Here is a 17,404-nt window from a genome sequence, read left to right as displayed (position 1 = left end):
TTCGAGGAAACCAGGTTTGTAGGGGCGGGTTTCACCATTATCATTTCTTTTTGACCCAGACGCGACTAAACCCGCCCCGACCCTAACCATTGATGCTACTATTTGTTCAAAACCCGTCCTGTCCCAGACGCCCAAAAAACCCCTCACCTATCCAAGAAACCCCATAATTCCTCTGCGAACCTCTGCGTTAAAACAAAACAATTCCTCCATTCCCTCCCAATACTACTCGGATCAGCTCTAAATGTAATTTCTGCTCCCCCAGCTCCCCCAGCTCCTCTATCCCTTGCCTATTGCCCAACGCCCTCACCATGACCCACCAACCCCCCGACGATATTATCGCCCACAACCAGACCGAACTCGACGAACTCGCCTGGTCAATCGAGATGTCTCTGGGACAATTTCGCATCTATTTCGCCCGATGTAATTATATCCAGTTGCGATCGCGCCTCATCCAACAACTACAAGCTTTAACCTCGGTAGAGATACGGGTGGTCAAAATTAAAGCATCAGAACGCACCCTCTATGCTCGCATCCAGGCGGAATTAGGCGACGAGAAACCTGACGCCGCGATGGTGCTGGGGTTGGAGGCGGTGGAGAATAGCCGCCAGCTTTTGAGTGCTACCAATCAGGTGCGGGAGGAGTTTCGTAAGCATTTTTCCTTTCCCTTGGTGCTGTGGGTGAATGACCAAGGATTCAAGGATTTCTTGATGTATGCGCCTGATTTTCAAAGTTGGGGAATTACGTCCCATTTTTTGATGCCGAGGGATGAGTTAATTGCCGTTTTACGGGAAAATGTCGAGGCATTTTTTGCCGGACGGTTACAGTTAACTGTAGACCACTGTCGGGAAATTCACCAGGCAACGCAGGACTTGCCAGAAGCGGAGTATCAAGGGAGTCCGGAATTGGCGGCGACGGTGGAAACCTTGCGGGGTGTGGTTCAGGCAGGTCATCCAGTCAATCGAAATTTAGACCAAGGATTAATTCATTATCAAAACAGTGCCGCCCTTTGGCAAGACTGTGAGCAGGTAGAATACCAGGGAAAACTGTTACGGGAATTAGCGATCGGCTATTCCTTAAAAGCCGCGTCTATCGAGGATATCCAGCATCCGGATTGGCAAGCCGCACGGCAGTATGTTCAGCAATGTTTAGCCGTCTTTGCCGCCGCCCAACGTCCCGATTTAGTCGCAAATTCCCTCTCTAGTTTGAGTGGAATTCTGCGGCGGTTGGGGGAGTGGCAGGAATTACAACAGTGGGCAGAACAAGCAATTGCATATCATAAAGAAGCGAATCTGTCAAATCAATTAGCCCAAGACTATGGCATATTAGCCCAAGTCGCCCTGGCAGAAGCCAACTGGCAGCAGGCGCAGGAGTTGGCGCAGCAGGCGTTGGACTGTTTAGCGGTCAGTTCGGGGGAAACGGACAAACCGTGGCAGATGGCATACGCCGAGAGTCAGTATCGGTTCACATTGGCGCAGGCGTATTCTGGGCTAAATCAACCTCAAGCGGCGATTGAGAATTTAGAACGCGCCCAAACTTTAGGCAGTCCGGAGTATGACACTGCCCTTTATCTGGATATTCTCAGTCAGTTGCAGCAGGGGTATTTTCAGCAACGGCGGTATGTTCAGGCGTTTGACATCAAACTGAGGCGACAATCCATTGAACAGCAGTATGGCTTACGGGCATTTGTCGGCGCGGCGTGGATACAGCCGCAACGGGAGGCAAAGTTAGTCCCGACGGTGGCAAGTCCAGCCTATTCTCAGCCCGGAGTTGGGGAGATGATTGCCCCAGAAATTGCCGCATCGGGGCGTCAGTTGGATGTGGAACGGTTAATTGAGCGGATTGGGCGGCATGATTGTAAGTTAATTGTGATTCATGGGCAGTCTGGTGTGGGTAAGAGTTCCTTGGTGCAGGGGGGATTGGTGCCAGCCTTGAAGCAGAAGGCAATTGGCACATCGGATACGTTATCGGTGACGATGCGGGTGTATTCCCATTGGCAAGAGGAATTGGCACAGTTATTGGCAGAGGCGTTGGTAGACAATGGGGTGGGGACATTACCCGATGGTGTAGAGACGTTCCATGGAACGTCTCTACAGGCAACGTCTCTACTACAACACACAGAACGGTTGAATCTGCGGACGGTGCTGATTTTTGACCAGTTTGAGGAGTTTTTCTTTGTCTATCCCGACGCTAGGGAACGGCGGCGCTTTTTTGAGTTTATTGGGGAATGTCTGAAGATTTCCCCGGTGAAGGTGGTTCTCTCCCTGCGGGAGGATTATTTGCACTATTTATTAGAGTGCAATTACCTGGACAGTATGAAGGTGATTGGTAATGATATTCTCAGTCGGAATATCCTCTATCGGTTAGGAAATTTTTCGGCAGCGGATACTCAATCGATAATTCAACGGTTAACCGAACGGTCGAGTTTTCATCTAGAAGCGGCGTTAATTGAAGCCTTGGTGCAGGATTTAGCTGGGGATGTGGGGGAAGTGCGCCCGATTGAATTGCAGGTAGTGGGGGCGCAACTGCAAACGGAGAAGATTACCCAGTTAGCCGAGTATCGCCAGTATGGGGAACAGGCGAAAGAAGTGTTAGTGCAGCGCTATTTAGATGAAGTCGTGGCAGATTGTGGGGAGGAAAATCGACAGGCGGCGGAGTTGGTGTTGTATTTGTTGACGGATGAGAAGGGAACTCGCCCGCTGAAGACACGGGCAGAAATTGAACGGGATTTGCAGGCGTTGGCGGTGACGGTGACGGCGGAGGGTGTAACCCGACCTCTCCCTAACCCTCCCCTGCAAGGGGAGGGAACCGGAATAGGGGAGGGACATCCGGCTCACCCTTCTCTAGCTCCCCCTTCTCCGGCTCCCCCTTCTCCGGCTCCCCCTTCCCTTGCAGGGAAGGGGGCTGGGGGGTTAGGTCTCCATCCGCCAACCCCATCCTTAGATTTAGTCTTACAGATATTCGTCAAATCAGGCTTAGTCTTACTATTACCGGAAAATCCCGAACAGCGATATCAATTAGTTCATGATTACTTAGCCGCCTTTATTCGCCAGCAGCAGGAACCGCGATTACAAGAATTAATCGCCCAATTAGAGAACGAACGCCAACAGCGCCGACAAGCAGAAGCACAGCGTCAGTTAACCGAGGCGGAACTCCAACGAGTCGAAAAAGTGAGGCAGAAGTTAAATCGCCAAGTGCGTCGTGCTTTTGCCGGATTGGTATTAACGGGAGTTGTCGCTGGTGTAATTTTCGTATCTTTGGGGGGATTTGCCGCCAAAACTTGGGAACAGGCAGAGAATGCAAAGGCTCAATTTCGAGAAGCAGATAGTCGAGCCGCGAAAGCACAGACTGACTATAATCGAACACAAGCGCAATATAAAAAAACACAAGACAATTTTAAACAAGCACAGAAGACTTTCCAGCAGGTTCAGGCAAAGCTAAAAAACGCTCAAACCCAAACTCAAGCCGCCGAAACCAAACAGAAAGAAGCCGAAGCCAAACGCCAAGCGGCACAGAAACAGGTGCAACAGGCACAGCGCCAAATGCAAGCCGCCAATCAAAACCTGGAAACTGCCCAGGCAAAGGTAAACCAGGCACAGCAGCAATATGAAACCGCCAATCAAGCCGCTGAAACTGCCCGGAAGACTGTAGAAACGGCACGACGGGAACAAGCCCAACTCCAGGAACAAGTGCAACTCGCCGAAACTGCCCTGCAAGACGCGGAAGTGGCAAAAAACGAAGCCCGAACTGCCCAGGAAGCCGCCCAAATCGCTCAGAAAGAAGCCCAGGAGGGAACGAGACTGGAACGAGAGGGGACGAATGCTATTAAAGAATTTGAATATCAACCGCTCAATGCGCTAATTGCTGCCATGGAAGCGGGACAAGATTTACAGAAAATTGTTAAAAATCGCCCCCTGAAAGACTATCCCGCCACTAGCCCGATGCTGGCGTTGCAAACGATTCTGGACAATATCCAGGAACGAGTTCAGCTAAACGGGCATCAGAGTACTGTCAGAAGCGCCAACTTTAGCCCGGATGGGCAGCAGATCGTTACCGCTTCTTTGGATAATACCGCCCGGGTGTGGGATAGAAAGGGCAACCTGCTTACCGAACTTAAGGGGCATCAGTATCCTGTCGGCAGCGCCAATTTTAGCCCGGATGGGCAGCGGATAGTTACCGCTTCATCTGATAATACCGCCCGGGTGTGGGATAAAAAGGGCAACCTGCTCACTGAACTTAAGGGGCATCAAGGTTATGTCACCAACGCTAACTTTAGCCCCGATGGGCAGCGGATAGTTACCGCTTCATCTGATAATACCGCCCGGGTGTGGGATAGGCAGGGGAACCTACTCACCGAACTCAAGGGGCATCAGGGTTATGTCACCAGCGCCAATTTTAGCCCCGATGGAGAGCGGATTGTCACTGCCTCAGTTGATAAAACCGCCCGGGTGTGGCGGGCGGATGGGTTAGACTCGCTGTTAGCGCGAGGCTGTGACTGGTTGAATCAGCATCTAATTTTCAACCCCCAAGACTTAGAAAAATTAGCGGTTTGCCAAACCCCCGCCAACAAAACCGCCGCCGCCCAATTTTGGGTTTACCAGGGTGAAACCCAAGCCAGAACCGGGAATATTGAGCCAGCCGTGGAACTCTTCGGCAAAGCCTTAGCCTGGAATCCCAATTTCAACCTCAATCCTCAACAAAAAGCCGAGCAATTAGCGGAAGCCTCAGAGTTAGTTAAACAGGGAGAATCGGCTGCACGAGAGGGCAAGATTGATGAAGCGGTTACAGCATTTGATCGTGCTAGAGAACTTGACCCCAGCTTAGACGTTAAGCCAGAAACAAAAACCGCCTCTCTATTAGTTGAACAGGGTCAGCGTCTGGCGGATGAGGATCAAATTATGGAGGCTTTCGCCGCTTATAGCCAAGCCCAAACCCTCGATTCCACAGTTGAAATTCCTGCTCAAGCTTGGAATCAAATCTGCTGGTTTGGTAGTATCAATGGTGATGCTCAAAATGTGATAATTGCCTGTGAAAAAGCGGTAGAACTTGCCTCAGACAATGACCGTCCTAACTATCAAGATAGCCGAGGTTTAGCTAGGGCGTTAACAGGTGATACTCAGGGAGCGATTAAAGACTTTCAGGCATATATTGATTGGATTAATATCGAACAAGAAAAATCCCAACCTGAAAGTCAATTTGATTTCCGGGAGGATATTGTAGCAGAACGCCAAGACTGGATAGACTATTGGGAGAAAATAAAAGCCAAACGTCAAGGCTGGATTGAGGCGTTAAAAGATGGGGAGAATCCGTTCACGCCAGAGGAGTTAGAGTCGCTGCGGAATCAGTGATTGTCATTTGTCATTCGTCATACCAAATCCGCCTTTATTACCCCCTGCAAGAGGAGGCGATTGAAATCGCAGCTACACAAACAAAGTCCGCCTGCGCGGACTAGGTTATAACGGGGGTAGCGTTCCCCGGATTTGGTATAAGGCTGGGGTTTGTAATGTATCCCTAATCTGATTCAGTGATAGGATTAGCTTCAGCATTGGAGGAGATTCTTCACTTCGCTTCGCTGCGTTCAGAATGACATAGCCGCGTGTTGGGTGGAGGTGGCGGGTTGCTGGAGGAGTGCGATCGCATTCATCATCGGATTCATCAGTCTCAACATTAGAGAGATTCTTCACTCCGCTTCGCTGCGTTCAGAATGACAGGATGGGATTGGGTGTTGGGTGGAGGCGGTGGGTTGTTTGGGGAGTGCGATCGCATTCATAATCCTATTGAGTGATTTTTTGGAATGCAAAAAGAACTCCCCTCTCCCCCGGTGGGAGAGGGGTTGGGGGAGAGGGGGTTGTGGCTTAAGTTGACACGACAGGTGCAGGGACAATAATATAACCCGTACTGACATCACCCAATACCCAATTCCGCTCAATCCCCCAATACCACCAGTAAGCCGCAATATAGGCACAGATTAAACTATCCAGTTTATCTTCTAGTTCCTTCAGCGTCGCCCCAGTCAAGCGTTCCGAAAAACTATCCTTTAAACCATCAATCCCATCAAGTTTGGGTTCTAAACTCGGCAATTCCTCCCTAATCAAATGATAAAGTTTTAATAATTCCCCTTGACGTTCTGCCAGTTTTCCTTTCTTATATTTCAGAATCCGATTTAATCCAAATAAATGTACAATCGCGGGATGGGGAAACACCTCGATTTGGTAGCGTCCCAGGCTTTGAGGCGTTATCTGGGGGGCGTGAATAAACCCCCGTGTTTCCAAACTCAAACCAAACTCTATTGTGCGTTGGGCAAAAGGGCGCTGGCGATTGGCGGGATAACAACCCGCGTGGTAGCGATGAAAATACCGATGACTAAGTTTATCCGGGAGGCGCATTCCGGTGGCGTTGGGAATCAGCGTGGGAGCGTCTACGGCGATAAGGGCGGGTTCAGTGGCGGCTGTCCAATTGTCAATCCAATTGAGGATATCAACTGTGGCTTGTTTGCGGTTTAATTCTAATAGCTGAAGCTGTCCATCTGACCAACTTAAGCAACATAAACCACTCGCGCCTGATGTCCAACCGAGGTCAATTCCGATAAATTTCATCCCACTTTTACCCCTTTAGCATGTAGGATAAGATAGCTGCTCGATTGACTGATGCCATACCTGACCCAAGCCCAAGACATTAAGCGTGCGATCGCACGCTGCACTCAAGCCTCTATCCTCTGGTTAGATACGGAAGTTGCTGACTACAAAACTGATACACCCCAATTGTCTTTAATCCAAGTCTTGGCAGATGGAAATGACTTCACTGGTGAGTCTGTCTCAATTCTCGATGTGCTATATCAGCCGGAACTCGCCGATGAGTTTATTGCTACAATTATGTACAATCCGGCGATTGAGAAAGTCTTTCACAACGCCAGCTATGACCGAAAATTTTTGGGTAAACGCAAAGCCAAAAATGTCACCTGTACCCTAGAACTAGCAAAAACCATTCCCTACTATCGCCTCCCAGTTCCCAATTATCAACTGAAAACCTTAACTGAATATTTTGGCATTTCCCCCCATGTTGATAAACGGGAGCAAACAGGCGACTGGAGGAAACGCCCCCTCTCCCCCCGCCAACTGGATTACGCCGCTAAGGATGTCGTCTATGTAGCTCAGGTTCACCGTTGTCTGTTAGAACTGGCTCAACCTGACCCCGCCACAGAGGATATTGAAGCCCTAACCCTACGATATCGCCAAATCGAGCATCGCTGGAAGCAACTGGATACGGAAATTCAGCAAATTAAGGAACGGTTGAAAGCGGCGATGCAAGCACAAAAGCTGAAAAACGTCAATGGATTCCGCTTATCTAGTCAAAATCGCACCAGTAAAAAAGTTGCTTTTCATCAATTAGCAGAAGTTACCCAAAAACTAGGGATTGAGTTAGATTTATCGGTACAATTGACTAAATCCCTACAACAGAAGTTAGGGGAGGTAATGGAGGAATTGCCTGTAGAAGAAGAGAATAAAACGACTTGGCGACTCTCGATTACTGAGCCAGAGGATGAAGACTTACCATTTTGACAAATGCTGCTACGTCTCTACAGTTGGCAGACGCGCCATGCTCTGTCTCTATCGTACTTTCCAGATACCGATATTAGATGACTCGGATCAATCCATGACGTACTCCATAAATTAAACGGGTAATGGCATCCTCAGCCTCAGGACTCAATGCATCTTCTAACGGTGCCGTCATTAACTCATACCACTGCGAGAAGCTAATTTGTCCTGTTTGCATGGTTTGGGCAAACACTATGGCTAAATGAGATGAGCTGCGGTTAACGTCCCGTCGTTGTATTTTTTCTGTAAGTATCATAAATTTACCAAATTCTAAAAATATTCTTAAGCCACACCAAGATTTTAATCAAAATCTTAGATTTTGTCTGTAAGAATCGATGATAAACCCTGATTTTTTAAGTAAAGAATTGTAACAAAAACGGAACCGATAATTCCTTCCCTGTTGCCTGTTGCCTTTCAGGGCTTTAGGTATCCCAATTTAATGGTTGCAAGGGTTGCAACTGAGAGTTTAACCATTCATACCAACCCTCTAGCCCAACTCCGGTTTTTGCCGAAACCTGAAATACCTGCATCTGAGGATTAACTGTTCGCGCATACTCAATACAGCGTTCCACATCGAAATCCACATAAGGCAACAGGTCAATTTTGGTGAGAATCATCACTTGGCTAGCACGGAAGATATGAGGATATTTAATCGGCTTATCATCGCCTTCTGTTACCGATAATATCGCCACCTTCGCCTGTTCACCCAAATCAAATAAGGCGGGACAAACAAGATTCCCCACATTCTCAATCATCACCACAGAATTGAGGGGAGGATTGAGTTGAGTGCAACCCCGTTCCACCATCGCTGCTTCCAAATGACACCCGGTGCCTGTATTTATTTGGACAACGTTACACCCAGTTTCTTGAATTTTCTGGGCATCATTCGCCGTCGCTTGATCCCCTTCAATTACATTAATCGGTAATTTTGCCTGTAAATCCTGAATCGTGCGGGTTAATAACGTCGTTTTGCCCGCCCCCGGAGAACTAACTAGATTTAGCGCCAAAATATTACGCCCTTTAAACCATCCCCGATTTTGGGCAGCGATTAGATTATTTTTTGCCAGGATATCCTCTTCCAAGGAGATTTTGGTACCGTGAACCTGGGCGTGAACCTGGGAGGCTTCATCGTGGTGATTCCCCGACGAGTCGTGAGTGTGAGTGTGAGTGATAACTCGACCATCGGGCAAAGTGTGAGTATGGGAATGGCTAGATGAGGAGGAGTGCGCGATCGCAGTCCCATCGGGTAAAGTATGGGTATGACTCTGGTCATGATTGGAGTTAGCCATGGCGACAACCTCCCCCGTTTCCAGGTTGGTAAGAGTCGTTTCAGCACCATCAGAACAGCCGCAGGTTACACACATGGTTCGACCTCCATTTCCTTAATTTTCAGTTCTTGACCCGATATTATATCCAGTTCTACACTACCGCATTCACAGAGACCAAAAGGTTGATCGAGGGGAATTTGAGCATTACAGTGACGACAGCGACCAATACCCGGAATTTCAATGATATCCAGGGTTGCCCCTTCTAAGGGAGTGTCTTTGCTACAAACATCAAAACAAAATAGCACCGCATCGGGCATTATCGCCGCTAACTGACCAATTTCTAGGCAGACTCGTCGCACTTTCGCCCCCTGCGCGTGTTCGGCAACGATATCAACGATATTTTGTGTGATTCCCAGTTCGTGCAATGGTCTATTCCGTTACAGAGGATCTCCGATTTAATTTTATCTCGTTTTTAGGTAAGAGCGTAGGTGATCAAGGGAAAGCTTCCCGAAGCCTAATTGAGATGCTCTTAGCCTGGGGAATACGTTAGGACATCACTTAGTCCAAGAGGGAACTCTTAACAGGGAAATACGTTAGGACATCAGTTAGTTCAAGAGGGAACTTGTTAGCAGGATTAGCCACAGGGCTAGGATTGCTCTGTTGAGTTTGTCTCTCCACGTTAGCAGAGGGAGTTGTATTGGCATTATTGCAAGCAGTTAAGCCCAGCAAGACAATAGAGGCGAAGGTTAAGTAGGTAATTTTCATTGATGCTGGTGTTTCTGGAACTGATTTTCTCACTTAATGACTAGAATATTACTGGGTTCTGAAACGGTGGTGAAAGTTAGATGAGTTAAGACTGAGCCATCCGAAGAAAGCGCTTAAGTGGAATGGTACTCAATTAAGGCTGGTGGGCAATGCCCACCCTACGGGATATTTAGGGTTTTCCCTGAAGTTATACCAAGTTGCAGTCTAAGGTAGAATCTGTCATTCTGAGCAGAATGCAGTGAAACGGAATGACGCTCGCGCATCTGTCCAGATTCTCGTATCTCGTTCCTCGCTATAGCGAAAGCTTCACGCTTCGCTCTTCCTAGACATGATAGAACGCGACTTGGTATTAGTCCATTTTAATGGACTTGAGCTTTTAGCCCGGAGTTTGAACTCCGGGCTACTCCGGGCTACTCCGGGCTACTCCGGGTTCCGGGCGGGTTTTCGGGCTTACTCACATCCCTGCTCAGAGGTTTCACCATCGGGCATAATCACACCGCAAAGGTTCGCCCGTTTTAGGTTCGCATCAGTCAAATTTGTTAATCTCAAATAAGTCCCCCTCAAATCAGCCCCTTTGAGATTCGCATCGGTCAAATCTGCCCGTCTCAAGTCGGCTTCTCTGAGATCAGCCCCTCTCAAATCCGCATCTCTCAAATCAGTATCTCTCAAATCAGCGAGCCTCAAGTCTTTCTCTCTCAAATTTGTTCCTTCTAAAGCACATCGGCGACAGGCTCCAGTTTCCAATAATTGGCGAACCTGATCCGCATTTTCTGCCCGGATAGGAGTCGCTACTCCTAATCCAGTCAGGAAAAAAACCATTACCAAGATTTTTGAGTGCATTTTTCCTTTATTTGTCAAGTGCCTATAGATGTATTGTGCCAAACTCTACGGTAGAGATTTCTTTATATAGTCCCGAATCATCCAATCAATTCAACCTAACTGGTGAACTCTCTAGCAACTGAGTTCGTTACCCTGAAAGATAGTGATATACAGAAGCTTAACCATGAACGAACCAATTCGCACCGAAGAAAGCGTCGAAGAGATTAACGCTAACACCGTTCCTCTAGAAAATGAGTTACAGTCTATTGAACCCGACGTTGATACCACAACCCAAGTCAATGTCGAAGAATTCACCATTAGTGGCGATGACTTAGTGGGTAAAGTGAGGGAACTGATCCATCAGGGTAACATTCGCCGGATTATCGTCAAGAACGAAGAAGATCAAATCTTAATCGAAATTCCCCTAACCGTTGGCGTCGTGGGTGGAGTCGTTGGGGTGACGCTGTTTCCCGTCATCGCGGCTGTCGGTGCGATCGGGGCGCTTGTTGCTCGTTTGAAACTCGTGATTGAGCGACGAGAATAACTTTGGGGAAATTGGGAAAATCAGAGGATTGGAATAAGGGCGGGTTTTGTTGATCAGTTATCGATGACAAGCCAATTGAATGGCTAAACCCGCCCCTACAATTGACTTAATGCCTCCTGTTGCCCATCAGCGCACAAATTCTGAAGGCAAAAGCGGTTGATTTGTTTGTTCAGTTTTCAACGTCGGCGGACGTACATTCTCAGGCGTTGGGGGTTTTGATGGAAGTTCATAGCGCTGCGTTCCCCAACCCCAATTCCTATCTTCAGGTTTAACCACAGGGGGAGTTTTTCGACCCGTTGGCAGAGGAATCCGTTGGCTTTGAGTAACCTTAACATAAGGCTGACCTTCGTTCGTAAAGCGAACCAGTTGACCTTCAAGTTCGGGTGTTTGGATGGTTTGATTTTCTACAGTTGGCAGTTGACCCTGTGGATCAAATAATGCCACAAATGATACATCAGCAGAGGGTTGCAAGGAGTCACCAATGGGCGATTGATCCAGTTGCCATGCTTCCCGGAAATATCCATCGGGCGCTACCTGCCATAAATTTAGCGTGGCTTGCCATTTGCCGTCCTCAACTCTAACCACTTGACGATCCAGAATGGAATAAGGAGAATACGATTCATCGCGATAAACCGCCTGATCCGGAAACCGTAAATCGCGAATTGCGGCTACGGTAATTTGACTTTGATCAGGGAGATTAGTTGTGCCACTCAAGCTGTAGAGCCCAGGACGACCTGCGGCTTGGGCGTTGAGTGTTAAATTGATATCTTGTGAGTCTTGAAATGAACAGCTTGTACACCAAAGCAATAGTAGGACTACAATCGTCCAATTCCGAAAAAAAGATAGGCGGCGCATTTTATTTGTCATTTGTCATTCGTCATTTGTCTTCGGAGCCAAGTATTCCCCTGTAGGGGCGGGTTTAGGGACTCTGTAGGGGCGGGTTTAGGGACTTTGTAGGGGCGGGTTTAGGGACTTTGTAGGGGCGGGTTTAGGGACTTTGTAGGGGCGGGTTTAGGGACTTTGTAGGGGCGGGTTTAGGGACTTTGTAGGGGCGGGTTTAGGGACTAAAGTCAGCTATTCACCGATAAGTGAACAGCAAAACCCGCCCTTTCTCACCGATAAGTGAACAGCAAAACCCGCCCTTTGTCACCGATAACTGATCAGCAAAACCCGCCCTTTGTCACCGATAACTGATCAGCAAAACCCGCCCTTTCTCACCGATAAGTGAACAGAAAAACCCGCCCTTTGTCACCGATAAGTGAACAGCAAAACCCGCCCTTTGTCACCGATAAGTGAACAGCAAAACCCGCCCTTTCTCACCGATAAGTGAACAGCAAAACCCGCCCTTATTCAATTGTCGGGGTTCTGTAGAGGCGTACATAAGTCATAAATTCTAGGGGACACAATGCTTCCACTACCAATAATTGTGCTGAATTGAGATGCTTCCCTAACCGACTACGCCTGGAACAGCATCGGATTTGATGGCTGAACCAATGTTATAGTAGTCCCATCGACTGACTATCATAGCAATTTTATACGCGATCGCGACGCGGTGGTGATGTCCTATTGGTGGGATTGAAGGTTAACCGAAGCTTTCCTTATCCCCTACTGTACAATAATTGAACAAGCAGACCTGATAGGAATAACGCGCTGGCAGAATGCTGGCTTAGATCATGGCTGATCCAAACTGGGAAACCCTGAAGACGTTTCTCCACCAATTGTTGTTGATTACTTTACCCAGCAACGAGGATGTATCTGTGGTGCATACGTTCCTGGCAGAGAACTCTGATAAGCTGAATGAGACGTTTGCCCTGGTGCTACAGGAATGGGCGATCGCAAGTTTGGCTGAATTGGATGATCGTCACAAGCCGGATCTGGCGAGACGCCTGCGGGGAATTAGTCAGTTTATTAACCAGTTTCCTGGCGGCGATCGCACGGATAATCTGGAAATTGTCCGCATTGGCTACGAAATTGCGGCTCAGGTTTTCACTCAGGCTGATGATCCCCAGGATTGGGCGGAAACTAACTATTATTTGGGGTTAATTTACATAGAGCGCAATAAAGGCGATCGCATTCAGAACCTACGCCAAGCCATTCAACGATTGGAAGCCGCTTTAACCGTCTACACCGCCGCGTTTCCCGATCAACGAGCCGAGATAGAAACCCATCTGGAATGCGCCTACCTAGAAATTCGACAGCATGAGTCAATTGAACCCAGCCATCCTATCTTATCCTCAACCCCTGCATCGTCTCCGTCGGCAACCCCCCAAGTCAGTGAAGCCGACATCGCCGCGATTCAACCCCCTGCATTTCGTGCGATCGCTCAAAGCCTACTCGACGGGGAAAAGTTAACCGCTGTAGAAATTACTCCCGCTTCCCAGGAAAAGGCGGAACCCTTACCCCAAGATTTACCCAAGGTTCTCCACTACGCCTTAAATGCCATTGGCATCTACTCTCTGTGGTCCCATCAGTACGCCTCATTACAGGCGTTGCGTCAAGGGGGGGATATTTTACTCTCCACCCCAACAGCCAGTGGCAAAACTCTGGCGTTTCTTCTCCCGATTCTGGAAACCTGTCTGATCAATCCCCGCACCACCGCCCTATTTATTTTTCCCTTGAAAGCGTTGGCGGTGGATCAGTTGCGGCAAATTCACGACATTATTGACCTAATCCCGAAGTTTCAGCGGATTAATGTAGTGATGCTGACGGGAGATGTTCCCATGGCGGAACGGATTAAATTATTAGAACAATCGCCGCAAATTGTTTGTATCACCCCTGACTTACTCCACCATCAACTTTTTAAACTTTTTAAACCGCAATGGCAATCGTGGCAAGGGTTTCTGAGAAATCTGCGTTATTTGGTAATTGATGAAGCCCATACTTATCGCGGTAGTTTTGGTGCCCACTTTGCCAATCTAATGCGACGATTACGATTAGCGATCGATCAAAGTGGTGGAGATTCCACTCAATTACAACATATCTTTGCCACGGCGACGATTGGCAATCCAGGGGAATTAGCCGAAACCTTTAGTGGAAGACAGGGAAATTTATCGCTAATCGAGAACAGTGGTGCAGCAACGGCGGCGCGGACAACCCTCTGTTTAGCACCATCTAAGTATGCCAATATTGAATCTTGTGCGATTGTCTTGTCTTGGTTAGAGCAAGGATTGAAGGGGATTGTTTTTTGTAATAGTCGCATTTCCCTCAAATCTCTCTTAAATCAGATCCAAGAACATTTAGAGCAACGAGGACAAGGTTACCTTAAATCTCAAGTGAGGATATTTTATGGTTCGCTGAAATCTCATCATCGTCGCCAAATTATTCAGCAACTGAGTGGGGGAGAAATTAGCATTATTCTGGCAACCTCAGCCTTAGAAGCAGGGATTGATATTCCGGAATTGGATTGTTGTTTACTGCGCGGTTATCCCGGTTCACTGATGCAGTTACGGCAACGTCAGGGAAGGGCGGGACGAAAAAGCCCTGGTTTAGTGATTTTTCTGCCCATTGCCCAAAACGCCTTGGATTATTTTTATGGGAATAACCCGGATTTATTGTTAAGAGGTGAAGTTGAAAGTGCGGTATGTAATCCTGACTATCAAGTCTTCCTCAAACAGCATTTACTTTGTGGGGCTTGTGAGAGTGGGATTCCGTTGGAGAAATTCTATCAGTATTTTGGTCAGTCTGCCGCAGACATTGCTATTCAGTTGATGAATCAACACCAGTTATCCCTCTCTCGCCACCAGCACTTGTGGACGAAACCTTATCCCCATAAAGACGTGCAAATGCGAGGAACGAACCATTTTACGGTGACATTAGTAGATCAACAGACGGGGGAAGAATTTGAGGAATTGGATGAAAAGCACGCCCAGCGAGAAGTCTTTCCTGAGGCAATTTATCAGCATCAGTCACCTTGGGGCGATCGGGTTTGGTATTCTTGTCAAAGTCTGGATTTGGAAAATCAACAGGCAATTTTAAAACCTCTAGCTGAAGATCCCCAGCAGTTAACTCGTGCGGAACAAGAAACTGAGATTGAACTCAAAGCTCACTTGGCTGAACCGAAGATTTTGCCAACAAGAATTCCGGAAGGACGAATACGTTTAATTCTGGGTTGGGGAGAAATTACCGATTACGTTAATGGATATACACTCTACAGTTTAGAATACGACAAAACCTGCCAAAATTTCCAATGTCGGCGGTATCATACACCTGTCAAAGAAGCTCAATGTCCAGCCTGTCGGCGCAGAACACGGTTTGCTGAAATCCAGAAACGGATTAAAACGGTGAATTTTGAGCAGCCTTATTTAACTCGACTGGAAGCACCTGTACTGCAAATTGAAGTTAATCAACCGATTCAGAACTATTTGACTCAACAGGTTAAAGGAATCAAACAAAAATTGGTTCAGCAGTATGGGAAGAATATTCCTAGTGATTATACCTGTCTTTGGTCTTGCCCGCCAGAACAGATTGCATTACATTCTATTACCCACCAAATTAATTTGGCTGTACCCTTATTAATTTTGAGTGAGACTCAGGAGGTAAATAGTCTAATCGTGAATAAACCCAACCGTCAACACACCTTACCTACAATTGGGTATTGGTTTGATACAACACCAGGAGGAAATGGGGTATCTGAGGCTATTTTTCATCGCTTCTGGGACTTTGCGTTCAAAGCTAAGGTGTTAGCAGAAGGGTGTGACTGTGATCAGGGTTGTCCTCGCTGTTTGATGCAGCACAGTTGTCCTGAAAGTAATGCGGCGTTGAATAAGAGTTTGGGACTTTTATTATTGGAAATTATCAGTCAGATGGAGACGTTACCTCTAACGTCTGAAGGTTAGGATAAAAAGGCAGAAGATTGTACATTAGACTGCAACTTGGTATAAAACAACGGATGAGGGGATGGCAAAATTAGGGTATCGACCTGTCGCCATTGATTTATTTGCAGGTGTTGGTGGGTTTTCCTTGGGAATCGAACAGGCGGGGTTTGATGTGGCGATCGCAGTGGAAAAAGACCCGATTCACGCGGCTGTCTATAAGTTTAATTTTCCCCAGACTCATGTCTTGTGCGCTGATGTGACTGAGTTGACGGGAACACATATCCAGAAAGCCTTGCGGAATTGGTGCGATCGCCAAAAACGTCCTGTTCGGGTGAGCGATCGCGACAGGATGGACATAGACTTAGTATTTGGTGGACCGCCCTGTCAGGGATTCTCTGGGATGGGGAAACGTCAGGTTTGTGACAAACGGAACCTTTTAGTCTTTGAGTTCTGTCGCTTGATCAAAGAACTCCAGCCTCGTTATTTTCTGATGGAGAATGTTCCGGGTTTAGGGTGGAAAAAATACCAAGACTTATTGAATCGGTTGCAATGGGAGTTTAACGCCGCCGGCTATGAGATAACTCAACCGATACAAGTCCTAAACGCGGTTAATTTTGGTGTACCCCAGCAGCGACAACGGTTATTTGTGTTGGGAAATCAGGTGGGAGTTAAACCTTTAACCTATCCTCAGCCTCAATTGCAATCACCCTCTGAATTTTGTACCGTTCGGGATGCGATCGCGGATTTACCGAATTTAGATGATTTTCCTGAACTCCAAACCTCAGACTGGGTAGAACTGACACTTCCCCAGTTAAAATTACTCCAGGCATTAGCCATGCCTTACGTAGAAAAACTACGAAATATCATCACCGATCCCTTTAATTTTGCCCATCCCCGCCAATGGAATCGATCCTTGTTAACCAGTTCTAAGCGAACCCGACACAATCCAGCCTCTATTGAACGGTTTAATCAAACACCACCGGGTCAATTGGAAGCAATTAGTCGTCTACAACGCCTAGACTGGGGCAAACCCTGCTACACTCTACGAGCAGGTACTGGATATGATCGGGGTAGCTATACTTCCCCCCGTCCCATTCATCCTGAATATCCACGGGTAATTTCAGTACGAGAAGCCGCACGTTTACATTCATTTCCGGACTGGTTTCGCTTTCATGTTACGAAATGGCATGGATTTCGACAGGTAGGGAATGCTGTACCGCCACGACTCGGACGAGTCTTAGGTGATCAAATCATCGCCGCCTTGGGAGTTGAACCCTCGCCGCCAACTCTTACCCTCACCCTAAGAGACTCGCACCTATTAGAATTAGGTCAGGTCAAAGCATTTAAGTATTGGAAACAAAAGGTATAAGTAGGTGGGGACAATTAAAGTTAACGGCGGAGATTGTCATTCGTCATTCGTCATTCGTCATTCGTCATTTGTAAGGGTTTGAGGAGTATTTATATCCCACACTCCGCACTTCAAGGTGTATTACGATAGACTACAGAAAAGTCTCTGAGAAGAATAAGCATAAATACTCACTTTACTGAGGGTTGATACCTTGAGATAATTAGTCAGTTACCTGGGGAGCATCCCAATTTGGC

Annotated in this window: 12 protein-coding genes; 5 read left to right on the top strand and 7 right to left on the bottom strand. The window is 47.5% G+C overall.

All coding sequences use genetic code 11. The annotated features are described in order from the left end of the window. The first annotated feature begins 308 nt into the window (after positions 1-308). A complete protein-coding gene (locus RIB93_RS06190) occupies positions 309-5,345 on the top strand; it encodes an nSTAND1 domain-containing NTPase (protein WP_446371307.1) in 5,037 nt (1,678 codons plus the stop codon). Positions 5,346-5,450: 105 nt separating this feature from the next. Here the strand turns inward: RIB93_RS06190 and RIB93_RS06185 are convergent, their stop codons facing one another. Together RIB93_RS06185 and RIB93_RS06180 are read right to left on the bottom strand one after the other, a co-directional pair. Next, the gene (locus tag RIB93_RS06185; protein ID WP_446371305.1) at positions 5,451-5,681 is read right to left on the bottom strand and encodes a hypothetical protein; all 231 of its coding nucleotides are present in this window, start codon (positions 5,679-5,681) and stop codon (positions 5,451-5,453) included. Between the two features lie 171 nt (positions 5,682-5,852). Next, on the bottom strand, positions 5,853-6,593 hold the full coding sequence (locus RIB93_RS06180) for a DUF429 domain-containing protein (protein WP_446371303.1): 741 nt from the start codon (positions 6,591-6,593) through the stop codon (positions 5,853-5,855). A 51-nt stretch (positions 6,594-6,644) separates the two neighbouring features. On the opposite strand from RIB93_RS06180, the gene RIB93_RS06175 reads away from it, so the two are divergent. Then, positions 6,645-7,556: a ribonuclease D gene (locus RIB93_RS06175; protein ID WP_446371301.1), complete on the top strand. Its 912-nt coding sequence runs from the start codon at positions 6,645-6,647 to the stop codon at positions 7,554-7,556. Between the two features lie 73 nt (positions 7,557-7,629). Here RIB93_RS06175 and RIB93_RS06170 read toward each other — a convergent pair whose 3' ends face one another. The 4 genes from RIB93_RS06170 to RIB93_RS06155 all read right to left on the bottom strand — a co-directional run bounded on the left by RIB93_RS06170 (position 7,630) and on the right by RIB93_RS06155 (position 10,465). Continuing rightward, positions 7,630-7,848, bottom strand: a complete 219-nt coding sequence (locus tag RIB93_RS06170) for a hypothetical protein (RefSeq protein WP_446371299.1) — start codon at positions 7,846-7,848, stop codon at positions 7,630-7,632. Between the two features lie 166 nt (positions 7,849-8,014). Continuing rightward, positions 8,015-8,956: a hydrogenase nickel incorporation protein HypB gene (gene hypB / locus RIB93_RS06165; RefSeq protein WP_446371297.1), complete on the bottom strand. Its 942-nt coding sequence runs from the start codon at positions 8,954-8,956 to the stop codon at positions 8,015-8,017. Further along, positions 8,947-9,285 (bottom strand): hydrogenase maturation nickel metallochaperone HypA/HybF, encoded by a 339-nt coding sequence (locus RIB93_RS06160; RefSeq protein ID WP_446365075.1) that lies wholly within the window; start codon positions 9,283-9,285, stop codon positions 8,947-8,949. Before RIB93_RS06160 ends, hypB begins: the two co-directional genes overlap by 10 nt. Positions 9,286-10,075: 790 nt before the next feature. After that, complete coding sequence (locus RIB93_RS06155; protein ID WP_446371295.1) at positions 10,076-10,465, bottom strand: pentapeptide repeat-containing protein; 390 nt, start codon at positions 10,463-10,465, stop codon at positions 10,076-10,078. Positions 10,466-10,628: 163 nt separating this feature from the next. Between RIB93_RS06155 and RIB93_RS06150 the strand changes: the two genes are divergently transcribed. Beyond that, entirely contained in the window at positions 10,629-10,988 is a 360-nt protein-coding gene (locus tag RIB93_RS06150) for a DUF4342 domain-containing protein (protein WP_044210663.1), read from the top strand. A 126-nt stretch (positions 10,989-11,114) separates the two neighbouring features. Here the strand turns inward: RIB93_RS06150 and RIB93_RS06145 are convergent, their stop codons facing one another. Beyond that, complete coding sequence (locus RIB93_RS06145; protein ID WP_446371293.1) at positions 11,115-11,855, bottom strand: hypothetical protein; 741 nt, start codon at positions 11,853-11,855, stop codon at positions 11,115-11,117. A gap of 806 nt (positions 11,856-12,661) precedes the next feature. Here RIB93_RS06145 and RIB93_RS06140 point away from each other — a divergent pair. Then, on the top strand, positions 12,662-15,823 hold the full coding sequence (locus RIB93_RS06140; protein ID WP_446371291.1) for a DEAD/DEAH box helicase: 3,162 nt from the start codon (positions 12,662-12,664) through the stop codon (positions 15,821-15,823). A 61-nt stretch (positions 15,824-15,884) separates the two neighbouring features. After that, a complete protein-coding gene (locus RIB93_RS06135; RefSeq protein ID WP_446371289.1) occupies positions 15,885-17,171 on the top strand; it encodes a DNA cytosine methyltransferase in 1,287 nt (428 codons plus the stop codon). Positions 17,172-17,404 lie beyond the last annotated feature (233 nt).

The organism is Coleofasciculus sp. D1-CHI-01 (genome assembly GCF_040218875.1).
Taxonomy (GTDB): domain Bacteria; phylum Cyanobacteriota; class Cyanobacteriia; order Cyanobacteriales; family Coleofasciculaceae; genus Coleofasciculus.
Note: the sequence above shows the minus strand (reverse complement) of the source record. Positions and strands in the feature narration are given on the sequence as shown.